Raw genomic sequence first — 21,596 nt, forward strand, 5'->3', positions numbered from 1 at the left:
GCTAACTATTACTATTGGAAAACGACGCACCAAACGAAGTTATTCTAACAAACCGCCGTATACCGAACGGTACGTACGGTGGTGTGAGGAGACAGCAGGGAAACTAATTCCCTGCTTCTTACTCGATATTTTTTTTGGTAATTGTTTGTTTATCAGTTATTTGTTAGTTTTGTTGTCAAATTTGGTGTTTATAAGCCTACCAATTGTGGAAAAAAACGATTTAGGGGGGCATCTTTTTATTCTTCTAAAATTTTTTTATTTCGTTAAACCCTTTAAATTAGATAATTAAATCTAAAACTTTAAAAAAAACATAGGAGTAATCAAAAAATGAAAAAATTCGAAGAGGTAAAAAGTTTAGTGGCGGCTTTAGAAGCTGATGCAGACAAATTTTATAACAAGGGCAATAGCGCGGCAGGAACCCGTGTACGTAAGGGTATGCAGGATCTTAAAAACTTAGCTCAGGCCATCCGGTTAGAAGTTCAGGAAACCAAAAACAAAGCGTAAGCGATTTTAAAATAGATATTATTCCAGATGGCCTCTTTATGTGAAGAGGCCATTGTTTTTAATAGACAAAATTAGATCATCCCGATTCCCTTATCCTTACCATGAAAAAAATAATTCTACTAGTGTTGCTTGGTTGTACGCAATTGATGTATGCCCAGGAAAATTTAAATTTTGGCCGTCAGAAAGAAATAATATCACCGCAGATGAATACTGATGGTACTGTAACTTTTCGGCTTAAAGCACCAAATGCCAGGAAGGTAGAAATACAGGGGGATTTTTTGGTTTCGAACGGAAACATGCCGCCCACGCGGGAAATGAAATTAGGAACAGATAGTGTTTGGTCATATACATCGGTGGTTTTACCCTCAGAACTTTACAGCTACAGTTTTATTGTTGATGGTTTGAAGATCCGGGATCCAAACAATGTTTATCTGATCAGAGATGTATCATCTGTTGTCAATGTGTTCTTGGTGGGAAATGGCAAGGCAGATTTATATACGGTTAAAGATGTACCGCATGGAACAGTGGCAAAACGTTGGTATCAATCTGCTGGGCTCAAAACGAGTCGCCGACTTACTGTTTATACACCTCCGGGTTATGAGGCATCAAAAGGAAGTTATCCTGTTTTATACCTCTTACATGGCGTTGGGGGAGATGAAGAAGCCTGGATGCAACTCGGCAGAGCTTCTCAGATTTTAGATAACCTCATCGCTTCCAATAAAGCCAGGCCGATGATTGTGGTAATGGCCAATGGCCACACCAGTAACACCGCTGCACCGGGAGAATCATCAAAAGGACTCTATAAACCGATTATGATGACGCCCGATGTTTTTAATGGTGATATGGAATCCTATTTTAAAGAAATTATCGATTTTACAGAGAAAAACTATCGTGCCGGTAAAGAGCAGCATGATCGGGCTATTGCGGGTTTATCAATGGGAGGATTTCACTCCCTCTATATATCGGCCAATTATCCTAAAACTTTTGGTTATGTCGGTTTATTTTCTCCGGCGATATTGCCGCCGGCCAGTGCTGCAAGTCCTATCTACAAAGATTTAGATTTGAAGCTTGAAGCGCAAAAGAAAAATGGCTACGACTTATATTGGATTGCGATAGGCAAAACGGATTTCTTATATAAAACTGTAAGTGAGTTCAGAAAGAAGCTCGATGGAATCGGCCTCAAATATGATTATAAAGAAAGTGAAGGTGGGCATACCTGGGTTAACTGGAGGGACTACTTATCAGAATTTATACCGTTGTTGTTTAAATAATTCCTATCAAAGTAAAAAGGCTTCCAAATTTTAAATTTGAAAGCCTTTTTGATCATCTGATCATGCGATTAAACCGTTTGATTTATTTTATCAAGTTCAGCATTAATCGCTTTTTCTAACATTGAAGAAGCTTTAACCAATGGTAACCTAACCGTATCGCCACAAACACCTAAATGTTTTAGTGCCGCTTTTATCCCAGCCGGATTACCTTCTGCAAAAGCCAAACGGGTGAATTCTATTAATGCTAAATGAGCAGGCAGGGCTGTTCTGTAGTCGCCGGCTAAACAAAGGTTTACCATATCAGAGAATTGCTTAGGTAAAGCGTTTCCGATCACTGAAATAATACCTGCAGCACCTAATGCGATCATCGGCAAAGTAACCGGATCATCTCCTGAAATTAAATGAAAATCTGCAGGCTTGTCTCTCATAATCTGGTTAAATTGATCAAAACTTCCTGACGCTTCTTTAGTTGCAATAATGTTTTTAAAATCGTGAGCCAGTCTGCATGTGGTTTCCGGACTCATATTACTTCCTGTACGTCCTGGTACATTGTATAAGATTAAATCTAAAGGAGAAACTTCAGCCAAATGTTTATAGTGCTGATAAATGCCTTCCTGAGTAGGTTTGTTGTAATAAGGACTTACGGATAAAATAGCGCTATAACCGGCATTATCAAATGATTTAATGTCTTCAGCAACAGCTAACGTATCATTTCCGCCAATGCCGGCAACCAATGGTAACCTGTTATTGTTAATTTCAGCAGTATAAGCCCACACCTTCTTCTTCTCGTCCTTGGTCATTGTAGCGGTTTCGCCGGTTGTACCTAAAGAAACGAGGTAATCTATCCCTCCTTCTGTCAAATGATTAATCAGGTTTTTTAAGCCATTATAATCAACTGATCCATCTGTGTTGAAAGGCGTAACCAACGCTACACCAGTACCCTGAAATTTGTTCATTATATATTTAATTATTATTCTCCAATCACGAAGCCGCAACGGAACGAAGTATTTTTATTTTTGGTTATAAATAGCCATTTATTACCCGTTTAATTCCATCTTTTATGTTTGCCACCTTAAAATTGATTTACAATCTGATAATTTTAAATAGGTAATGGTTTGTGCCAGATGTATCTCATTTAAAGCTTACTGCTTTAATTTCTACCACGACTTTTTGCTCTGCTAAAATATCAATCCTGTAATTACAGTTAGTTAATACCCCGGTATATACGGGAAGTTTTAATTGCCGTAAAACCTGCATTCCTGCATTTTCCTATTCATAAATCAAACCTTGTGGTCAATTTTATTTTATCATTTCCAATAGCTCAGCGTCGCTGATGATGGGAATGTTTAATTTGTTCGCTTTTTCCAATTTAGATGGCCCCATGTTATCGCCTGCTACCAGGTAATTCAATTTCCCTGAAATGCCGCTCAGCATCTTTCCTCCATTGGCTTCAATCATATCTTTGAGCTCATCGCGGCTAAAGTTTTCAAAAACGCCCGAAATTACGAATGTTTTTCCAATAAGTCTATCACTGGCCAGCGTAATTATCTTTTCTTCAATTTCAAACTGCAATCCTGCTGATTTTAATAATTCAACCTGCTTTAAGTGCGCTTCTTTTTCAAAATACTCAACAATGCTCTCTGCAATGCGTTGCCCGATCTCATCAATGGCAATTAATTCCTCTACCGAAGCCTTAGCGAGGTTGTCGATATTTTTTACACCAGCAGCAGTTTTTCTTGCTACAGTTTCACCAACATAACGGATACCCAAGCCAAAAAGCACCTTTTCGAAGGGCATTTCTTTCGATTTTTCGATGCCCTTGAGCATGTTTTCGATTGAACGTTCCCCGAAACGGTCTAAGGTTTTAAGCTGATCTGATTTTTCATGTAGTGTATATAAATCGCTAATGTGCCTTACGAGACCATGCCTGTAAAAAGTTTCGATCGTTTCGTCACCAAGTCCATCAATATTCATGGCCTTGCGCGAAATAAAGTGCTGGATTTTTCCGACTATCTGCGGCGGACAGCCTTCATCATTCGGACAATAGTGTACTGCTTCTCCTTCTTTTCTGATCAGTTCCGTTCCACATTCAGGGCATTTATCCAGGTAGTGTATTTTTGCTGCCCCAGACAACCGTTTAGCTAAATTTACCTTGATGATTTTCGGGATAATTTCGCCACCTTTTTCAACATAAACGGTATCACCTTCATGCAGATCTAAACGTTCGATCTCGTTAGCGTTATGCAAAGTAGCACGTTTAACGGTAGTTCCGGCCAGCAAAACAGGTTTCAGGTTGGCAACAGGTGTAACCGCTCCGGTTCTGCCCACCTGATAGGTTACTTTTTCCAGGACCGTCTCAACCTCTGCGGCTTTATACTTATATGAAATAGCCCAACGTGGAGATTTTGAAGTAAAACCCAATTCCTGTTGTTGTGCGTAACTGTTTACCTTAATTACAATGCCGTCAATATCATAACTCAGTTTAAAACGTTCGTTTTCCCAATGATGGATAAAGTCAAGCACTGCATCAATATCTGGGACCAGTTTATTGTGTTCGCAAACGTGAAAGCCCCATTCTTTTACAGCATTTAAGCTATCCCAGTGTGTTTTAAATTCATTTTTATCGGTGTACAAGAAGTAGATAAAGCCATCTAAAGGCCGTTTGGCTACTTCCTTGCTATCCTGCATTTTAATCGTTCCAGAGGCAAAGTTCCGTGGATTGGCGTAAGGGATTTCACCAAGTTCTTCCCGGTAAGCATTTAAGCGTAAAAAAGCCGCTTTGTGCATAAAAATCTCCCCACGGATTTCGAAATGTTCAGGTGCCACCGCTGATTTGATTTGGTGTGGAATAGTATGAATGGTTTTTACATTATTGGTTACGTCATCACCTTGAGTTCCGTCGCCACGGGTAACCGCACGTAAAAGTTTGCCATTTTCGTAAGTAAGGCTGATGGACAGGCCATCAAACTTTAATTCACATACATATTGGAAATTATCGCCAATGGCCTTGCGGATGCGCTCATCAAAATCGCGGAGATCTTGTTCATTATAGGTATTCCCCAAAGACAACATGGGGTATTTGTGTTTTACCGTAACGAAATTTTTGGTGATATCGCCACCAACCCGCTGGGTGGGCGAATTCGGATCCGCCAAATCAGGATTTGCCTGTTCAAGCTCAGCGAGGTGCTTTAACTTTTTATCAAACTCATAATCGCCGATGGTAGGCATAGCCAGCACATAGTAGTTATAATTATGCTGGTTTAATTCGGCCACCAGGGCATCCATTTCTTCTTTTATTGCAGTTAGCGACATAAGGCAAATATAGAAAAAGGATAAAGTGGTTTTATAGATTGGAAGACAAAAATTGACTTTGGCAATTTTTGTCGGACATGTTATTGATGCTTGGTAAATTAAGTTAAATCACGCTGTTAATACATAAAACCAAAAAGCCAAACAGGAATTATATTACCAAATCCTATTTCAATGCTGTCTTTTGCAACATAAGCATTTTCCACGCCTGTTATTTGCTTTTTTGTTTTATTTTTTCCCCCGATCTCAAACGTATAAGTTTTGTCAACTATAAAATCGGCAACTTTCGAATGGTTTATTTCATGTAGACTTCTGAATTGATTTAAAAAAAATGTCTCTCTCACATTCCCGATATTAATGTTTTCTTTGGCCAGGGCATACATTAAGTTGCTATTGTTAAGATAGAGTTTTTCTGGTTTAGTTAACACACCAATACATGATGTATCTTTGTATAGTTCATTAACCAATCCGGCGTGTTCAAGAATTTTTATGCCCTGAACCAGGGTATTGCGAGAAAGCCCTATTTTTTCGCTCAGTTTAGTGATGTTGGGCGTAAACGGTGCGCTCGAAGCTACGCTGATTAGTAATTTTTTAAGTTTTACCAAGGTTTCATAATTCAAATCTTCAACCGCATTGATGTCTATTTCGATAATGAGATTTATGGTGTTTTGGAGTTTCTGGATATAAAGATCCTCATTTTCCTTATAGTATGGGTATACGCCTACTTTTAGGTATTTTTCAAATAAAGGCAATGGCTTTATATCTTTTAAAAGTTCTGCCGCAATGGTATTGTGGTTTTTTAAAATTTCAGAAAGCGAATAAGCCGGATATGCTATTTTGGATTCAAAAGTGATAAATTCTCTAAAAGACAATTCTTTCAAATAATAAGTGATTGCTCTTCTGCTTAAATCAGATTCCGATTTATAGATTTCCAGCATCGAAGACGAAGTAAAGATGATATTAAGTTCAGGAAAATTATCGTAAATCAATTTGATCTCTCTCGACCAATTGGGATATTTGTGAACTTCATCCAGCAGTAAGTTTGTACCTCCAAATTGAACAAATTGTTTGGCCAGATTATAAAGTTTATGATCAAAAAAATAGATATGATCTAAACTTACATAAAGTGTTGATTTACGAGGTAGATACAATTTCGCAATTTGCAAAAGCAAAGTAGTTTTTCCTGCTCCTCTTGCCCCTTTAATTGCGATCAGGCGATTATTGAAATCTATCTTGCCAATAAGATAACGCTGCAAATCCAAAGACACACGTGTTAAACTTGCTTGAAACTCCAATAGTAATTCTTCCATTTTGCTTTTTGTGATAAGCAAATTTAGTTAATTTTGTTAAATTAAAAAAGCAATTTTTTTAATTATTGCTTTGTATAAAAAGCAATTTTAACATTTGTGTCAACAAAATGATAGATAGCAGTTACCTGGAGCTTGAGTATAAGGTAATGAATTAAATCATAGCTTTATCTCAATCTCCTCAAAGATCTCCATAAAATCTTTTTGTAAAACCGCTTTGAAAATGCCCAGTTCTAAAGTGAGCAGATTTAACTGCCTTTCACTTAATGTTTCTGGCCAAACACGCATACAGATTCTGTTTAGGGCATAACTGATATTCTCAAGTTTTTGATAACTCAACAGGTATTTACTGCTGATGAATTTTGTTAAAAAATCAAAAAATATTTCCTGATCTTTTATTTTACAGTGTTCCAGAAAATCGCTTAATGATTCTTTTTTTACCTTTTCAAGCTTATGATAAAAATGGTTTACCTGGATGAGGTTCTGTTCAACCAGTAAATGGTCTAGCAATAACTCCAGGCCTATATGGGCAAGAAAAGATGGGCGCACTGCTGTGTCTTCTACAATCGGTTTAATGAGTTGCTTAAGTGCGGTGGTTTTTTCCAGGAAAAACGCAGAAGAATGAAAGAGCAGGTCGACAGCTAAATGCCTTTTCCAGCCCAGAAGCAGACTTTCTTCGTCAGGATTGCCTTTAAACAGGAATTCATTTTTCTGTGGATATAAATTTGCTTCTTTTGAAGCATTTTTAATCAGATCAGGTAAAACCGTTCCCATTACCACATAGGCATCATCACTTGTCCGGTCGAAATAATAATGGGATAAAAAGTTCATTTCGCAAGGTAATGTTTTCCGGCAGGCTTGTAAAGAGCAGATAGTAAAATGTTGGTCAGGATACGGTGCTGCAAAAATCATTGGCGATAACTCGTTTACAAAACCAACTAATTTGCTTTAAACTAAGCTAAAATTTTATCTTTGCACGCACATTATTAAAGTGTTTGTACAATGACGAATTTTGTTGAAGAGTTAAGATGGCGTGGCATGCTGCATGATATTATGCCGAATACGGAGGAAAAGTTAAACGAAGGTATGACTTCTGGTTATATCGGTTTCGACCCTACTGCAGATTCGTTGCACGTTGGCCACTTAACACAGATCATGACACTGATTCATTTTCAAAATGCCGGGCACAAGCCATTTGCTTTAGTTGGTGGTGCTACTGGTATGGTGGGCGATCCATCAGGTAAGTCTGATGAACGTAATCTTCAAACACCTGAGATGATTGAGCATAACCTGAAAGGGATGAAAAAGCAATTGGCTAAATTCTTAAAATTTGAAGAAGGCGGAAACGGTGCGGTAATGGTTAACAATGCCGATTGGTTTAAGGATATGAACCTTTTTACCTTTATCAGGGATGTAGGTAAACACATTACCGTAAACTACATGATGGCGAAAGATAGCGTGAAAAGACGTTTGGAAGGCGATTCAGGGCTGTCTTTTACCGAGTTTTGCTACCAGTTGATTCAAGGGTACGATTTCTATCATTTATGGAAAAACGAAAACTGTCTGGTACAGATGGGGGGCTCTGACCAATGGGGAAACATTGTTACCGGTACAGAGTTGATCAGAAGAAAAGATGGCGGAACTGCTTATGCCATTACTACACAATTAATTAAAAAAGCCGATGGAACTAAGTTTGGTAAAACTGAAAGTGGTGCCGTTTGGCTGGATCCGGAGAAAACTTCTCCATATAAATTTTACCAGTTTTGGTTAAATGCATCAGATGATGATGTGAAAAAATGGATCCGGATTTTTACGCTCAAAAATAAGGAGGAAATAGAAGCCTTAGAGAAAGAACATGATGCGGCGCCACATTTGCGTATCCTTCAAAAAGCTTTGGCCGAAGATATTACGATCAAAACTCACTCTGCAGAAGCTTTGGAAACAGCTATTAAAACATCTGAATTTTTGTTTGGTAACGGATCATTGGAATTTTTGAAAACATTGACCGAAAATCAGGTATTGGAAATGTTTGAGGGTATTCCACAATTTAATATATCAAAATCTGATTTAGCTGAAGGCATTGATGCAGCTACTTTACTTGCGGAAAAAACCAATGTATTCCCTTCTAAAGGCGAAACCAAGAAACTGATCCAGGGCGGAGGTGTTTCTGTAAATAAAGAAAAAGTAGCGGATGTAATGCAGGTGTTTGATACAGCAAACCTGATCAATGATAAATTTATTGTGGTACAAAAGGGAAAGAAAAATTATTTTCTTTTAATCGCCGGATAATATTTACAAGCCCAATGAAACTGATCATAAAAGATCGTTCATTGGGCTTGAATTTAAATTGAAAAGACGACTGGCCCCAGAGCGCTTCTGTTAAGCCAATTTGTTCTTGAATTAATAACAATGACTATGACGTTTTTGATTATTAATTGAATACCATCAATCTCAGCATGCCGTTGCTATTTATAATACAAACCGGCGAGGGCGGTTAGATCGCTAATTAAATACGTGAAATTTATTTAAACATTTAAAGCATACATAACGTTTAACGGGCAACCATGGCGTCAGTGTTTTAAATATAAAACTCCTGGGTATCCTGTAGGTCTCGGGATTTTTGCATTTTTTACAGGGCGGGCAGTTTAAAGCATCAGATAATTCTTTAGGCGATGTCATAATACGAATAGTTGTTTGGGAACTCAAATTTACCAAATAAAAAGCATTTTGTATTATAAGACTGATAATTTTATTCTTTTAAGGAATGTTTACGGGTGTTGAAAAAGTACATTCTCAAATGGGTTCGTAAAACCATTGCCTGCCTGGTACTCTTTAATTTCACTGTCATTTAACACACAGGTACTTAACGATTTTTTCAATTCTTCACTATCCATTTCCTGCCCGATAAAAACCAGTTCGTTTTTACGGTCTCCAAAATCTTTATCCCATTCAGCATCAATATCCATTTTGTTTTCCAGGTAGTCCGCGTATTGCTCACGCTCATGCTGTTGCATACTTGCCCACCAAACCCCAGCCAGATCGATGCGTAAAGAGCCACCTGCTTGCGAGAAATTAATAGCCTGATTGGGCATGGCCGCTAAATAGAAAATTCCCTTTGAACGGATAATATTCTGTGGAAATCCCTTGTTAAGATAATGCCATAACCTTTCAGGGTGAAAAGGTTTTTTAGAACGGAATACAGTCGAACTTATCCCGTATTCTTCAGTTTCCGGTTGATGGATTTCTTCCAGTTCTTTTTTCCATCCAGCTCCATCTGAAGCCGATTCGAAATCAAATAAACCAGTATTCAAAATTAAAGCCGGGTTTATTTCTCCAAAAAGGGTGTGGTATATTTTAGCCGTTGGGTTAAGTTTTGCAATTAATGCCTTTAATACTTTAAGGTCGGTGTCGCTTACCAGATCGATTTTATTTAATAAAATTACATTGGCAAATTCAATCTGGTCGGTAAGCAGATTTACAATAGTACGTTTGTCTGCTAAGTCATCCACCATCTTCCGGTCGGTAAGTTTGTCTGCCGAACCAAAATCCCGATAAAAATTAAAAGCGTCCACAACCGTTACCATCGTATCCAACCGGCTAAATCTGCTGAGGTCTATACCTGAAGCTTCATCAATAAATGAAAACGTTTGCGCTACCGGGATGGGTTCGGATATTCCGGTGCTTTCAATCAGCAGGTAATCGAACCGGTTTTCTTTTGCCAATCTCTCTACTTCAATCATCAGGTCTTCACGCAGGGTGCAGCAGATACAGCCATTGCTCATCTCTACCAGTTTTTCATCCGTTTTAGACAAAGTGTGCTGATTTTTAACCAAAGCGGCGTCAACGTTTACCTCACTCATATCATTTACGATAACGGCTACCTTTAAATCCTGCTTATTTCTCAATATGGCGTTAAGAAGCGTCGTTTTTCCGCTGCCTAAAAAACCGCTCAATACGGTTACGGGTAATTTCTTTATCATTTTAATGCAATTATGTTGCAAATATAATATGTATAATTTCAAATGCAACTAAATTGCTTTTATATTTGACCATAAATTTTTATGGAATGAAACAAAGGAGCTACAAAATCAACCTCGACCGTATCGGCATTACAGCCTCAACATTGTGTGCCATACATTGTGCTGCATTACCGTTTTTAATTACCATTTTACCTTTATGGGGCATGGGTTTTTTGGCTAATGAAGCCGTGGAGATTACTATGATTGCATTTTCATTAATCATCGGTATTTGGAGTTTAAGTGCTGCATATCGCAAACAGCATTGCCGCATAACACCAATTCTGGTATTGATTACCGGCTTTGCCTGTATCGCTTTTGGGCATTTTTCGGGTATTGAATTGTTAGAACCCGTCTTGATCCCTATTGGTGGCCTAACCGTCGCCGCTGCCCATTACATTAATTTACGAATGCTTAAATCCTGTCCATTGGGGCATCGATAATCAATTATACCATGAGATATAAAATCTTCTTTGTCACTGCATTATTCTTTATTTCAGTGTTAAGCCCTGCCTGTAAACATGGCACAAACGATGGGATAGAACTTTACAGGCGTTATGCGATAAAAAATCTGGTTATTAAAAAAGTGCAAAAAGTAGTTCGCCATGATTAGGATCAGTTCATTAGTGCATGTTTATGATCAGGGGAGGAGTTTGAAGTTTCCGGATTGGGAAATCGGCGATATGGAGCAATGGCTGTTATTAGGTGCATCAGGCAGTGGCAAGAGTACACTTCTTAATATTATTGCCGGTCTTTTAAAGCCGGGACAGGGTGAAGTTTTAATTAACGGGACCGATTTGTATGCTCTGTCTGCACGTGAGCGCGATAGTTTCCGGGGGAAGCATATTGGCATTGTTTTTCAAAAACCACATCTTATCCGTTCTTTAGACGTACTTGATAACCTGGAGCTTGCTGCTGTAATGGCCGGTTTGCCGGTAGATCATGAACGAAACCTTTCGCTTTTAGCTGATCTGGGTATTAGCGAGCTGGCAAAAAATTATCCTGATCACTTAAGTCAGGGCCAGCTACAAAGGGTTTCGGTAGCACGTGCATTGGTAAATAAACCCGATCTCCTGATCGCTGATGAGCCAACTTCCAGTTTAGATGACGAAAACGCCAGTCAGGTAATCAGGATGTTGGCTATTCGGGCTAAAGACAATGGTGCGGCGCTGCTCATCGCTACCCACGATGCAAGGGTTCGGGATCACTTTACTAAAACCTATCTACTCTAATGAATATCTTTAAAATCAGCGGCAAAAATCTCATCAGGAATAAGTTAACCACCATTCTGAATATTATTTTAGTGGCTTTTGGTGTGGGCATCCTTTCTGTTCTTTTTCTCGCTTCTGCACAGATAAACAATAAACTGGAGAAAAATGCAAAGGATATTGATCTGGTTGTGGGCGCAAAAGGAAGTCCGTTGCAATTAATATTAAGCAGTATTTACCATATTGATAACCCAACCGGAAATATTCCAGCCAAAGATGCCTACAAATTGATGCACAACCCCATGGTAAAAAGGGCTGTTCCATTGGCATTAGGCGATAATTATAAGGGTTACCGCATTGTAGGTACCGATACCACTTTCAGCCACCTTTATGGTTTAGCTGTTCAGCAGGGAAATTTCTGGCAAAAAGATTTGGAGGTAACCATCGGCAGTGCAGTAGCTTCTGAATCGAAACTGAAAGTTGGCGATTCGTTTTTCGGAGCGCACGGATTAACGGGCAATGGCGATATCCATAAGCAGCACGCATACCTGGTTAAGGGAATCTTGAAACCACAGGGTAACATAACTGATAACCTGATTCTTACCAATATTGGCAGTGTGTACAAAATGCATGAAGCGAAGCATGACGAAAACCATAACCATACAACAACAGAAGAGGCCAGAGAAATTAGCGATAAACAGATTACAGCATTGTTGATCCAGTATAAATCACCAATGTCAGTAATTGTTTTCCCTCGGATGGTTAACCAGAGTACCAATATGCAGGCAGCCTCTCCGGCAATGGAAAGTGCAAGGCTATTTTCGCTTATCGGGGTTGGAATTGATACCTTAAAATGGTTTGCCATTTTTATTATGGGAGTTGCGGCGCTGAGCATTTTTATCGGCCTTTATAATGCGATGAAAGAACGGAAATACGACCTGGCCATTATGCGTTGTTTAGGTGCATCAAAATTTAAAGTATTCTTCCTGGTCCTGTTTGAAGGGATTCTGGTGACATTTATCGGTACCTGTTTGGGTTTGTTCATCGGGCATGTCGCCCTGGAGGTGATTGGGGCCTGTCAGGGAGCTTCTCAGGCCAGATTAACAGGATTTAGTGCTTTCCCTCAAGAGATATACCTGATCTGGACCGGTCTTTTTATCGGCGCTTTGGCTTCGCTTATTCCGGCCATGCAGATTTACAAAGTTGATATAGCGGAAACATTAACGAAAGACCGTTAAATGATTAAGACATTGATTTTTTTAGTTTTCTTATGTTTAGGTTACCAGAAATTGGCTGCGCAGGTTAAGGTACATACCGACATGCGCACGCCAACCTGGAATTTAATCGGGCTGAGGTACGATGCCGAAATTGCGCCCCGTAAATGGGGGAGTGTTTTTCCGCCAGCATTGAAAGCACTAAACAATAAGATAATTGAATTGCCCGGTTACATCATCCCAACAAAGGTGGGATCGAAATTCAGCGAGTTCATGCTCTCCATAGTGCCTATTGCTTCCTGTCCATATTGTGGTTCAGGTGATATTCCGTCAATGGTGCAGGTAAAAATGCTAAATGCGATACCTATTACCGAAAAACCCATTAAACTTAAGGGAATCTTCGTCATCAACGATTCAGGCGATGACAGGAGTGAATTCTTTCTCTTAAACGCAAAACAGTTATAAACCCGATTTGTGATGAAGAAATACATGCTGTTACTCTTTTTTTTAATTTCCAATACTACGTTTGCTCAGGTACCTGTTCATCGTGAAACACGGACCGCTACCTGGAATCTTATCGGTCTGAAATACGATAAGCAGGTAAAACCCCTTGTTTGGCAGGCTGTTTTTCCACCCGCACTAAAGGCTATACATAATAAGATAATTGAGCTTCCGGGGTACATTATTCCTACTAAGGTTGGTAATAGCTTTAATGAATTTATGTTTTCTATGGTTCCGGTTGCTTCTTGTCCTTATTGTGGCACGGGTGATATACCCTCAATGATAGAAGTGAAAACTTTAAAACCCATCAACTGGACTGAGACACCCATTACCCTTCGTGGTAAATTTATAATCAATGATTCGGGCGATAGCCGGTCTACGTTTTTTCTTTTAGATGCAGTAAAAAAATGAAGTATTTATATGTTGTTATAATTCTGTTTTTAGTTTGCTCAGCTCAGGCACAAACGAAAAAGCATAACCCGAATGACCAGTTACGCTCTTTAAACTGGGACGTGATTGGCTCGGTAAAGTTTGAACTGACTGATAAGAATGAAATTCTCCCTCTTTTTACAGAAACAATCAGGCGTTTTGAAAACAGGGAATTTGATTTAAACGGTTACCTGATTCCTATCAAAAGCGGACAGAAACAGCAGAAATTTCTTTTGGCCACCTTGCCTATTAATCAATGTTATTTTTGCGGACAAAATGGTGTTCCGGTGATGATTATGATTGAAATGACTGATGCGGTTCCTTATTCTGAAAAGCCCATCCATGTACAGGGCATTTTAAAATTAGAAGAAAAGGATGCGAGCTATAAGCCACCAATAACCATCAAAAATGCCAAACTCATTGATTAATTGCTTATTTTTGTATTGCTATGGAAGATAATACTGCACGTTTTGAAAAACTTTTGGTTAAAAACGGACTAAAAAGAACCGCCCCGCGTTTGCAGGTGCTGGAAATTTTGAGTGGGAGGGATTCTGCCACATCTCAACCGTATTTAGAGCAGGTGATGGGAAAGGATGCAGACCGTGTTACCCTTTACCGTGTTTTGCAGGCTTTTGAAGAGAAGGGAATTATCCATAAGGTTTTAGACCAGCAGGGCACGGCCAATTATGCCATTTGTTCGGATGGTTGCAGTGCGCACGAGCATCATGATGAGCATGTGCATTTTAACTGCGATAACTGCCATAAAATTTACTGTTTGGATACCGTTAAAATTCCGGCATTAAAAGTTCCCGCAGGATTTAAGGTAAATCATCTTAATCTGATTGCCACAGGCTTATGCGCCAGTTGTGCTGATAAGGTGAACTAGAATTACTGTACCAAAAGATTACATCCCCTGATATCGGAATGATCAAACCGGCCCAGTACTTCAAAACTTTGATCGGGATTGATTCTGCCCAGGTCCTGAGTGGCAATAAATGAACAGGAATTGATATTGGCCAGGTCGATTACATTGATGCCACCGGTCCTGCCGGTTTCCATTAAGCTTAAAGGATCATTGGTGTCTCGGATCAAAATCTGCATCCAGCCAGGGCAATTGAAAATGCCTTCACCCAAAGAATAAGCCTGAGAAAGCAATTCGGTCATTCCATATTCGCTATGGATATTTTTTACACCAAATCCTTTGGTCAGCTGCTCATGAAGCTCTTCGCGTACCATTTCCTTACGTTTTCCCTTCATTCCGCCGGTTTCCATTACGATGAGCTCAGGAAACTCGATATCATATTGTTCTATAAAATCAAGCAACGCATAGGTTACGCCAATTAAAACTGTTTTCTGTTTTTTGATCTTCAGATCGAGCAGCGTTTGTAACAGCTCTTCATGGTTATATAAAAAGTAACCACTTTGCGGATGACCGCTTTTTTCGATCAGGTCGTTTACCATGTAGATTAACGACGAACCCGACCTTTGTTGATAGGAAGGTAACAATGCCAGGAAGCAATAGTCGGTAATGTTACCATAAAACCGGGCAAATGCCTGCAGGTAACTCTGTTCATATAACATAACATCGGTTACATGATGACTGCTTTGGATCATACCCGTTGTACCTGAGCTGCTAAAGGTAATTTCAACGGGTTCATTGCTGCTGAGAACAGCATGGCTTTTAAAAAAGCTGATGGGTAAAAACGGAATAGCTGAAATGTCGGTTACCAACTCGGCATCAATACCAAGGTGAAATATATATTCGCGGTAAATATTACAATTTTGGGCCTGTAACTTAAAAATATTTAAAGCAAGGGCATTAAATGCATTACTGTCTTTTACAGAGAAAATCTCGTTAGCGGTTAAATTCACAAGGCAAAAATACAAAGCATTATGCTATTTTCTCGTCAGTTTTTTTAGCCAGCATAGCCATTCTGAACTGATAGCCGCAATAACCACTAATTCCTGCTACCAAGCCACTTAAAATTCCGGTAAGCAATAGCAATGCCCACCATATTTTTATGCCCGTCATTACGGCTACACGGCCGGCAAGTACATTGTCATTAGGCAGGCTTTTAAATAAAGAGTAGCCGATCCAAAGCAAAAAAATGGCAAAAAATGATTGCCAAAAGGCTATTTTTCCTGTTTTGCCAATAATACCACAGGTAGCAAAAGAAATGACGATGATGACCCACCACGGGGCAATCATTTGTAAAAGGAAACAAATAATTAATATAACGATGAAAACCATTTTAAACTATTTAGATATTTTTAAACGAGAAATAACTGTGCCCGATTTATCATCAGGATTTTGCATGTAAAACAGATCGTATAATTTGCCATTTGCCCAGGTATCGATCATATTATCATAAAATTTGCTTCCCGGGTTACCCGACTGTCCACCCGGATAAACACCATGGCCTTTTGGTGTTTTGCCCAGCTCAATCACCATCCGCCAGGAAGGTCCGTTGGTTTCGCTCAAAGCGTTAATGGTGCTTTTGGCACCACCAATCTGTAAAACTTTCGAACCAAATCCCGGTATTTTGGCCAGGTGCGGTACGTTGGTCTGTTTTACATTTGCCCAGGCCCAATCTTTGTTTATAGGGCCAAAACGCCTTTCTAAACTATCGCAGCTAAATTTAAAAGCTTCGTTAACCAGATCAGATAACGTCTCTTTTTTGCTGGTGTTGATGTTATCGTACCAGGTTGCGTTGGGTTCTTTTAAGATCATCTCTACCGTACGGTCTCTTGAAGGGTAACGCATCGGGATGCCTTTCACTTCAAATTCGTCTGCCCAGATATCATACGATAAGCGTTTAGTCCAGATTTCAAATACGCTGGCTGCAATTTCATGGGCATCATAACGTTTGTTCCATTTGCGCAGGTAAGCCAATGCTTCTTTTTGCGTGGCATTTAACTGTTCATTATTCAGTAAAGGCAATAAAGCTGGAACCAGGTTCTGCGCCATGATGCTGTAATTATCGGTTTGCATGAGGCGGATACTGTCTAAATTAGCCTTCTTCATTACCGATAAACGGTCGTTAATACGTTTGCCTCGCTCATAGGGTGCAAATTCCCAGTTGATGTAGTATGGATAGGTGTTGTCGGTAGAAGACTGGTTGGCTGAACTCACAAAACCACGCGGCGGATTTTTAACCGTTGGATTCTGTGCATTTGGGATCCAGCCCTGCCAATCGTAAGCAGGATCGGTACCATCCAGAATAAATTTACCCTGGTCTTTCCATTTTAAAGGGAATTTACCATTTGGCGTAATGGCGATATCATTATCTATACTGGCGAAAACAAAATTCTGCGCAGGAGCGGTATAAAAAGTTAACGCTTTGCGGTAATCGTTATAATTTTTACCCCGGTTAAGGTAATAAAAAGTCATGAGTTCATTTGATTCATCATGTGCGATCCACCTGAGTGCATCGCCAACAGGCACATTGTCGGCCCTGCCATATTTTGGTTTCTGGAAATAAACAACCGGGCCGTGATGGGTGTAATAAACGGTATCTACTTCATCTTTTCCGCCACGTACTTTAATGGTTTCGAGTCTTTTGCTGGTAGCGTTCCATTTATTGTTATACCAATATTCATGATGGGTCGAATCCTTAAATTTGATCTGATAAAAATCGAGTACATCAGCAGCAACATTGGTTACTCCCCAGGCTATTTTTTGGTTAAAGCCGATGATTACCCCAGGGGCACCAGGTAAAGAAACCCCATAGGTGTTTACCCCAGGCGCATGTAACTGAATCTGATACCAGATTGATGGAAGTGTTAAATCCAAATGGGGGTCGTTTGCTAAGATCGGATATCCTGATGCAGTTTTTGTACCGGATAATGCCCAGTTATTACTGCCAATACCTTCTACTTTTTGAGCGGTCTTCACTTCGCCGGTTTGTGCCTGCGTGAAGCTTTCTGGCGTTTTAGGTATTGGTAAAGGAGAGAAATTCCATTTCGTGCCAACGGGGATAATGGGATCTTCGCGAAAAGGATAATCCGGAAAAAGGTTTTTAGTCACCTCAGGGCCAAATTTTTTGAGGATATTGGTCATGTAAAATTCATCTGAACCCATTGCTAATACGGCCGACATCTGCTTCAGCAACAAAGCACATTTTACAGGTGTCCAATTTTCGGGTTTAAAATCCAGAATTTTATATTCTATCGGATAATTTGCTTTAGAAAGTGTTTTAATGTAGGCATTAATTCCTTCGGTATAGGCTAAAATCATTTCTTTAGCTTTTGGATCGGCCATCATCCCCTTCAATGAACGTTCTGCGCCATAAACCATGCCCATCCGGCGTTGATACCGGTCTACCTCTATCGCTTTATCGCCCACCACTTCACTAATTCTTCCGGCGGCAAAACGGGTCTGGAAATCCATTTGCCAAAGGCGGTGCATAGCTGTAACATAACCTTGTGCCAAATACAGATCGTGATCATTCTGCGCAAAAATATGCGGGATCATGCGATCGTCGAAAACGATTTCAATTTTATCAATCGCTCCTTTTATTTTCGCTTTATGGTTAAACATAAAATGATTGTTCTCTGCATTTTGCCAGAAACCCATAAAAGGGTTTAGAAATTTTAACAATGGAGGCATGTTGCCTAATTTGGTGTTAAATAAAAAAGCTAATGCGATCGGGATTACGATGCAGAACAGGGCTTTAACTTTATTCATAATGGCTAGCTAACAAGTCTTTTGCTAAGATAGGGCAAAATGACGGTTTATGTCTAATGCAAAATACAACAAACTGTATATCAATCAAAATTATAATTTGTTTTGAAAATATTATGCTTACATAATTTGTTTAATTCAAAAAAAGAAATTAAGTTTATATAACTAATAATACAAATAACCAAATTAACAATCGCATATGAGCAGAATTTTTACACAGATTTTCTATGTGTTCTTATTTGTGTTTGCTGGTAATATGGCGGCACGGGCACAGGGTATTACGGTAAGCGGAACCGTAAAAGACAAGCAGACTAAAGAAGGATTGGCTGGAGTTAGTTTAACCATAAAGGGCCAGTCAGGCGGTACGGCATCTACAGCCAATGGAACTTTCAATTTTAGTACAACGGCAAAATTACCTTTTACTTTAGTGGCATCTTATGTAGGTTATGGTACGGTTGAGCAGCAAATTACAGGGAGTACTTCAGGTATTAATCTCGAAATGGAAACCGCAATTGTATTAGGCGGGGATGTGGTGGTTTCTGCTTCGCGTACACCGGAACGTATTTTAGAATCGCCGGTTTCTATCGAACGGATGAGTGCAGCCACAATCAGGGAGATCGCTGCACCGTCGTTTTACGATGCCTTGAACAATATGAAAGGGGTAGAGAGCAGCATGCAGAGTTTAACTTTCAAGTCGATCAATACCCGCGGTTTTAATTCAAATGGTAATACGCGCTTTAACCAATATATAGATGGAATGGATAACCAGGCTCCCGGATTAAATTTCTCGGTAGGTAACATTGTGGGTATTACCGAACTTGATGTGGATAATGTGGAACTTTTGCCAGGTGCTTCATCTGCACTTTACGGAGCGGGCGGCATCAGCGGTACCTTATTAATGACTTCAAAAGATCCTTTCAAATATCCTGGTGCTAGTTTTCAATACAAAACCGGTGTTAACCATGTTAATGATAATAACAGTACGGTACAGCCTTTCAATCAATTGGATGTACGCATGGCAAAATCATGGAACAATAAATTTGGGGTGAAAGCTGCGTTTTCATTTCTTCAGGCCAAAGACTGGTTTGGAAATAACTATTCAAATTTCGACAGGATTGCCAGGACCGCTAAAGCTGGCGACCGCAACAGCGACACCAATTACGATGGGATAAATGTTTATGGAGATGAGGTAAGCCAGAATATGCGAAATGTGGCGCTAAGCGTTCAAAATGCCACCATTTCAGGAATTAATGCAGGTTCGGGTGGTTTAATCCCTAACATCAAAGCCGCTATGGACGGCGCTTTCGGGGCAACTATTCCAAATACGGCGCAACAGGCTGGTTTTCTTGCCGGTCTGCCTGCAGCATTACGTCCGGCAGTACAAAATTATCTGCCCTTTTATGTGGGCTTAAAGGCTAACTTAATTCCTGATCAAAATGTATCAAGAACGGGCTATAATGAAGAAAATCTTGTTGATTATGGCACTAAATCACTAAAAGCTTCCGGGGCATTATATTACAATATCAGCAATACAGTGCAGGCAGTAGCGCAAGCCAATTGGGGTACAGGAACTTCAGTTTATACCGGCTCTGATCGTTACTCGTTACGTAATTTTAATATTGGCCAGTATAAATTGGAAATAAAGGGCGAAGATTTCTTTGTTAAAGCATATACTACTCAGGAGCGCTCGGGCGATTCTTATATTTCATCTATTTTAGGTAGTTATATTAATGAACTTTCAAAACCATCTACCACATGGTTTCCACAATATATCGGCAATTATGTAGGTGCCAGGGCTGCCGGACAAAGTGATGCAGCCGCACATGCTTTAGCCAGAACGGCCGCTAACCAGGGCCGTTTTGAGCCAGGTTCGCCTCAGTTTAATCAGGCAAAAGATCAGATTATGAATACCACCATCAGTGCTTCTGATCCATCCAAAGGTATTTATGGTGCTAAATTCGATGATAAATCCAATTTATACCACTACGAAGGAATGTACAACTTTACCAATCTTTTTGATAATGTGGTAGAATTTCAGGTTGGTGCCTCTTACCGTCTTTATGATTTAAATTCGGCAGGAACCATTTTCAATGACTTAATTAATTCCATCGACATTAAAGAATATGGTGCATTTGGACAGATCGGTAAAAAGTTCTTTAATGATAAGGTTAAATTTACCTTCGCCGGCCGTTATGATAAAAGCCAGAACTTTGAAGGCCGTTTTACACCAAGAGTAACCGGAGTATTTACAGTTGCCAAAAATAACAACATCAGGGTTTCCTATCAAACCGGTTATCGTAACCCAACTACGCAAAACCAATATATAGATCTATCTGTTGGTGGTGGTTCGCAGCGCTTAATTGGTGGTTTGCCACAAATTATCTTCGACAAATACCACTTAGATGCCAACAAACCTTATACTGATGTGAGCTACCGTGCATTTCTGGCATCGGCTGCGGCTACGGGAACGCCAAATCCGGCGCTTTTGCAACAATATAATTTTGACGCCAAAGGTGTACGTCCTGAAAGTGTACAGTCTTATGAGTTGGGCTATAAAGGTTTGATCTTGCCTAATTTATTGATTGATGCTTATGGTTATTACAATATTTATAAAGATTTTATCACAGCTGTCGACTTTTATCAGAATGTAAACGGAAGTTTTGTGAAATTCGGTGTTCCAGTTAATGCCGAAGGAGAAGTGACTTCTTACGGCGCTGCTTTAGGTCTTGATTACCTGGTAGGCAAATGGAACATGAGCGGTAACGTTTCTTACAACCAGATCGGGGATTTGCCGGTTAACTACATTAACGATTTCAATACGCCGAAAATCCGTTATAATCTGGGCCTGGGTAATAAAGAGATTATTAAAAATTTTGGTTTCAATGTTGCTTACCGTTGGCAAGATCAATTCTATTGGAATTCATCTTTTGCTTCTGGTCAGGTACCTGCCTACAGTTCTCTGGATGCCCAGGTCAGCTTAAGGATTCCTTCGGTGCAATCAGTTGTTAAATTGGGTGGTTCTAACGTGTTGAATAAATATTATATCACTTCTTATGGTAACCCTATGGCAGGTGCAATCTACTATGTTGGGTTGACTTTTAATCCGTAATTAACTTATTGATTTTTAAGCCCGCTGTATACCAACTCAGCGGG

At 39.6% G+C, this 21,596-nt stretch carries 21 protein-coding genes; 12 read left to right on the forward strand and 9 right to left on the reverse strand.

What is annotated here, in order from left to right; genetic code table 11:
• The first annotated feature begins 327 nt into the window (after positions 1–327).
• Together ACFE6N_RS13955 and ACFE6N_RS13960 are read left to right on the forward strand one after the other, a co-directional pair.
• On the forward strand, positions 328–504 hold the full coding sequence (locus ACFE6N_RS13955) for a histone H1 (RefSeq protein WP_090982499.1): 177 nt from the start codon (positions 328–330) through the stop codon (positions 502–504).
• Between the two features lie 101 nt (positions 505–605).
• On the forward strand, positions 606–1,775 hold the full coding sequence (locus ACFE6N_RS13960; RefSeq protein ID WP_378937398.1) for an alpha/beta hydrolase-fold protein: 1,170 nt from the start codon (positions 606–608) through the stop codon (positions 1,773–1,775).
• A gap of 68 nt (positions 1,776–1,843) precedes the next feature.
• Here ACFE6N_RS13960 and dapA read toward each other — a convergent pair whose 3' ends face one another.
• From dapA to ACFE6N_RS13985, 5 genes are all read right to left on the reverse strand, one after another.
• Positions 1,844–2,731, reverse strand: a complete 888-nt coding sequence (gene dapA / locus ACFE6N_RS13965; protein WP_378937400.1) for a 4-hydroxy-tetrahydrodipicolinate synthase — start codon at positions 2,729–2,731, stop codon at positions 1,844–1,846.
• Between the two features lie 175 nt (positions 2,732–2,906).
• On the reverse strand, positions 2,907–3,032 hold the full coding sequence (locus ACFE6N_RS13970; RefSeq protein ID WP_378937402.1) for a GxxExxY protein: 126 nt from the start codon (positions 3,030–3,032) through the stop codon (positions 2,907–2,909).
• Positions 3,033–3,074: 42 nt separating this feature from the next.
• Positions 3,075–5,087 (reverse strand): NAD-dependent DNA ligase LigA, encoded by a 2,013-nt coding sequence (ligA, locus tag ACFE6N_RS13975; RefSeq protein ID WP_378937404.1) that lies wholly within the window; start codon positions 5,085–5,087, stop codon positions 3,075–3,077.
• 116 nt (positions 5,088–5,203) lie between these two features.
• Positions 5,204–6,394, reverse strand: a complete 1,191-nt coding sequence (locus ACFE6N_RS13980) for an ATP-binding protein (RefSeq protein WP_378937406.1) — start codon at positions 6,392–6,394, stop codon at positions 5,204–5,206.
• A 156-nt stretch (positions 6,395–6,550) separates the two neighbouring features.
• Complete coding sequence (locus tag ACFE6N_RS13985; protein ID WP_378937408.1) at positions 6,551–7,222, reverse strand: hypothetical protein; 672 nt, start codon at positions 7,220–7,222, stop codon at positions 6,551–6,553.
• Positions 7,223–7,393: 171 nt separating this feature from the next.
• Between ACFE6N_RS13985 and tyrS the strand changes: the two genes are divergently transcribed.
• The gene (gene tyrS, locus ACFE6N_RS13990; RefSeq protein WP_378937410.1) at positions 7,394–8,680 is read left to right on the forward strand and encodes a tyrosine--tRNA ligase; all 1,287 of its coding nucleotides are present in this window, start codon (positions 7,394–7,396) and stop codon (positions 8,678–8,680) included.
• A gap of 479 nt (positions 8,681–9,159) precedes the next feature.
• Here tyrS and ACFE6N_RS13995 read toward each other — a convergent pair whose 3' ends face one another.
• Entirely contained in the window at positions 9,160–10,371 is a 1,212-nt protein-coding gene (locus ACFE6N_RS13995) for a GTP-binding protein (RefSeq protein WP_378937412.1), read from the reverse strand.
• 86 nt (positions 10,372–10,457) lie between these two features.
• Here ACFE6N_RS13995 and ACFE6N_RS14000 point away from each other — a divergent pair, with 86 nt between their 5' ends.
• The 8 genes from ACFE6N_RS14000 to ACFE6N_RS14035 are packed head-to-tail and all read left to right on the forward strand — an operon-like array spanning position 10,458 to position 14,645.
• The gene (locus ACFE6N_RS14000; RefSeq protein WP_378937414.1) at positions 10,458–10,850 is read left to right on the forward strand and encodes a MerC domain-containing protein; all 393 of its coding nucleotides are present in this window, start codon (positions 10,458–10,460) and stop codon (positions 10,848–10,850) included.
• 11 nt (positions 10,851–10,861) lie between these two features.
• Positions 10,862–11,020: a hypothetical protein gene (locus ACFE6N_RS14005; RefSeq protein ID WP_378937416.1), complete on the forward strand. Its 159-nt coding sequence runs from the start codon at positions 10,862–10,864 to the stop codon at positions 11,018–11,020.
• Positions 11,013–11,639 (forward strand): ABC transporter ATP-binding protein, encoded by a 627-nt coding sequence (locus ACFE6N_RS14010; RefSeq protein ID WP_378937418.1) that lies wholly within the window; start codon positions 11,013–11,015, stop codon positions 11,637–11,639. Before ACFE6N_RS14005 ends, ACFE6N_RS14010 begins: the two co-directional genes overlap by 8 nt.
• Positions 11,639–12,853 carry an ABC transporter permease gene (locus ACFE6N_RS14015; protein WP_378937420.1) on the forward strand — a complete coding sequence of 405 codons (1,215 nt, stop codon included), beginning with the start codon at positions 11,639–11,641 and terminating at the stop codon, positions 12,851–12,853. The genes ACFE6N_RS14010 and ACFE6N_RS14015 overlap by 1 nt, the downstream gene beginning before the upstream one ends.
• Positions 12,854–13,294 (forward strand): hypothetical protein, encoded by a 441-nt coding sequence (locus tag ACFE6N_RS14020; RefSeq protein WP_378937422.1) that lies wholly within the window; start codon positions 12,854–12,856, stop codon positions 13,292–13,294.
• Positions 13,295–13,306: 12 nt separating this feature from the next.
• Positions 13,307–13,741: a hypothetical protein gene (locus tag ACFE6N_RS14025; RefSeq protein WP_378937424.1), complete on the forward strand. Its 435-nt coding sequence runs from the start codon at positions 13,307–13,309 to the stop codon at positions 13,739–13,741.
• A complete protein-coding gene (locus ACFE6N_RS14030; RefSeq protein ID WP_378937426.1) occupies positions 13,738–14,187 on the forward strand; it encodes a hypothetical protein in 450 nt (149 codons plus the stop codon). The genes ACFE6N_RS14025 and ACFE6N_RS14030 overlap by 4 nt, the downstream gene beginning before the upstream one ends.
• 20 nt (positions 14,188–14,207) lie before the next feature.
• Positions 14,208–14,645 carry a Fur family transcriptional regulator gene (locus ACFE6N_RS14035; protein WP_090982523.1) on the forward strand — a complete coding sequence of 146 codons (438 nt, stop codon included), beginning with the start codon at positions 14,208–14,210 and terminating at the stop codon, positions 14,643–14,645.
• A gap of 2 nt (positions 14,646–14,647) precedes the next feature.
• Here ACFE6N_RS14035 and ACFE6N_RS14040 read toward each other — a convergent pair whose 3' ends face one another.
• From ACFE6N_RS14040 to ACFE6N_RS14050, 3 genes are read right to left on the reverse strand one after another with little or no spacing between them, the layout of a single operon-like run.
• Positions 14,648–15,631, reverse strand: coding sequence for an acyl transferase (locus tag ACFE6N_RS14040; protein WP_134204010.1), 984 nt, complete (start codon positions 15,629–15,631; stop codon positions 14,648–14,650).
• A gap of 19 nt (positions 15,632–15,650) precedes the next feature.
• Positions 15,651–16,010 (reverse strand): hypothetical protein, encoded by a 360-nt coding sequence (locus ACFE6N_RS14045; RefSeq protein WP_378937429.1) that lies wholly within the window; start codon positions 16,008–16,010, stop codon positions 15,651–15,653.
• Between the two features lie 6 nt (positions 16,011–16,016).
• Positions 16,017–18,446 carry a penicillin acylase family protein gene (locus ACFE6N_RS14050; protein WP_378937431.1) on the reverse strand — a complete coding sequence of 810 codons (2,430 nt, stop codon included), beginning with the start codon at positions 18,444–18,446 and terminating at the stop codon, positions 16,017–16,019.
• A gap of 196 nt (positions 18,447–18,642) precedes the next feature.
• On the opposite strand from ACFE6N_RS14050, the gene ACFE6N_RS14055 reads away from it, so the two are divergent.
• Complete coding sequence (locus ACFE6N_RS14055; RefSeq protein ID WP_378937433.1) at positions 18,643–21,552, forward strand: TonB-dependent receptor domain-containing protein; 2,910 nt, start codon at positions 18,643–18,645, stop codon at positions 21,550–21,552.
• Positions 21,553–21,596 lie beyond the last annotated feature (44 nt).

The sequence above is a fragment of the Pedobacter sp. BG31 genome (assembly GCF_042464845.1).
Taxonomy (GTDB): Bacteria; Bacteroidota; Bacteroidia; order Sphingobacteriales; family Sphingobacteriaceae; genus Pedobacter; species Pedobacter suwonensis.

Excerpts from the sequence above, each read along its gene's own strand:
- ACFE6N_RS13955 (WP_090982499.1), top strand. The coding sequence starts at position 328 with ATGAAAAAATTCGAAGAGGTAAAAAGTTTAGTGGCGGCTTTAGAAGCT.
- ACFE6N_RS13960 (WP_378937398.1), top strand. The coding sequence starts at position 606 with ATGAAAAAAATAATTCTACTAGTGTTGCTTGGTTGTACGCAATTGATG.
- dapA (WP_378937400.1), bottom strand. The coding sequence starts at position 2,731 with ATGAACAAATTTCAGGGTACTGGTGTAGCGTTGGTTACGCCTTTCAAC.
- ACFE6N_RS13970 (WP_378937402.1), bottom strand. The coding sequence starts at position 3,032 with ATGCAGGTTTTACGGCAATTAAAACTTCCCGTATATACCGGGGTATTA.
- ligA (WP_378937404.1), bottom strand. The coding sequence starts at position 5,087 with ATGTCGCTAACTGCAATAAAAGAAGAAATGGATGCCCTGGTGGCCGAA.
- ACFE6N_RS13980 (WP_378937406.1), bottom strand. The coding sequence starts at position 6,394 with ATGGAAGAATTACTATTGGAGTTTCAAGCAAGTTTAACACGTGTGTCT.
- ACFE6N_RS13985 (WP_378937408.1), bottom strand. The coding sequence starts at position 7,222 with ATGAACTTTTTATCCCATTATTATTTCGACCGGACAAGTGATGATGCC.
- tyrS (WP_378937410.1), top strand. The coding sequence starts at position 7,394 with ATGACGAATTTTGTTGAAGAGTTAAGATGGCGTGGCATGCTGCATGAT.
- ACFE6N_RS13995 (WP_378937412.1), bottom strand. The coding sequence starts at position 10,371 with ATGATAAAGAAATTACCCGTAACCGTATTGAGCGGTTTTTTAGGCAGC.
- ACFE6N_RS14000 (WP_378937414.1), top strand. The coding sequence starts at position 10,458 with ATGAAACAAAGGAGCTACAAAATCAACCTCGACCGTATCGGCATTACA.
- ACFE6N_RS14005 (WP_378937416.1), top strand. The coding sequence starts at position 10,862 with ATGAGATATAAAATCTTCTTTGTCACTGCATTATTCTTTATTTCAGTG.
- ACFE6N_RS14010 (WP_378937418.1), top strand. The coding sequence starts at position 11,013 with ATGATTAGGATCAGTTCATTAGTGCATGTTTATGATCAGGGGAGGAGT.
- ACFE6N_RS14015 (WP_378937420.1), top strand. The coding sequence starts at position 11,639 with ATGAATATCTTTAAAATCAGCGGCAAAAATCTCATCAGGAATAAGTTA.
- ACFE6N_RS14020 (WP_378937422.1), top strand. The coding sequence starts at position 12,854 with ATGATTAAGACATTGATTTTTTTAGTTTTCTTATGTTTAGGTTACCAG.
- ACFE6N_RS14025 (WP_378937424.1), top strand. The coding sequence starts at position 13,307 with ATGAAGAAATACATGCTGTTACTCTTTTTTTTAATTTCCAATACTACG.
- ACFE6N_RS14030 (WP_378937426.1), top strand. The coding sequence starts at position 13,738 with ATGAAGTATTTATATGTTGTTATAATTCTGTTTTTAGTTTGCTCAGCT.
- ACFE6N_RS14035 (WP_090982523.1), top strand. The coding sequence starts at position 14,208 with ATGGAAGATAATACTGCACGTTTTGAAAAACTTTTGGTTAAAAACGGA.
- ACFE6N_RS14045 (WP_378937429.1), bottom strand. The coding sequence starts at position 16,010 with ATGGTTTTCATCGTTATATTAATTATTTGTTTCCTTTTACAAATGATT.
- ACFE6N_RS14050 (WP_378937431.1), bottom strand. The coding sequence starts at position 18,446 with ATGAATAAAGTTAAAGCCCTGTTCTGCATCGTAATCCCGATCGCATTA.
- ACFE6N_RS14055 (WP_378937433.1), top strand. The coding sequence starts at position 18,643 with ATGAGCAGAATTTTTACACAGATTTTCTATGTGTTCTTATTTGTGTTT.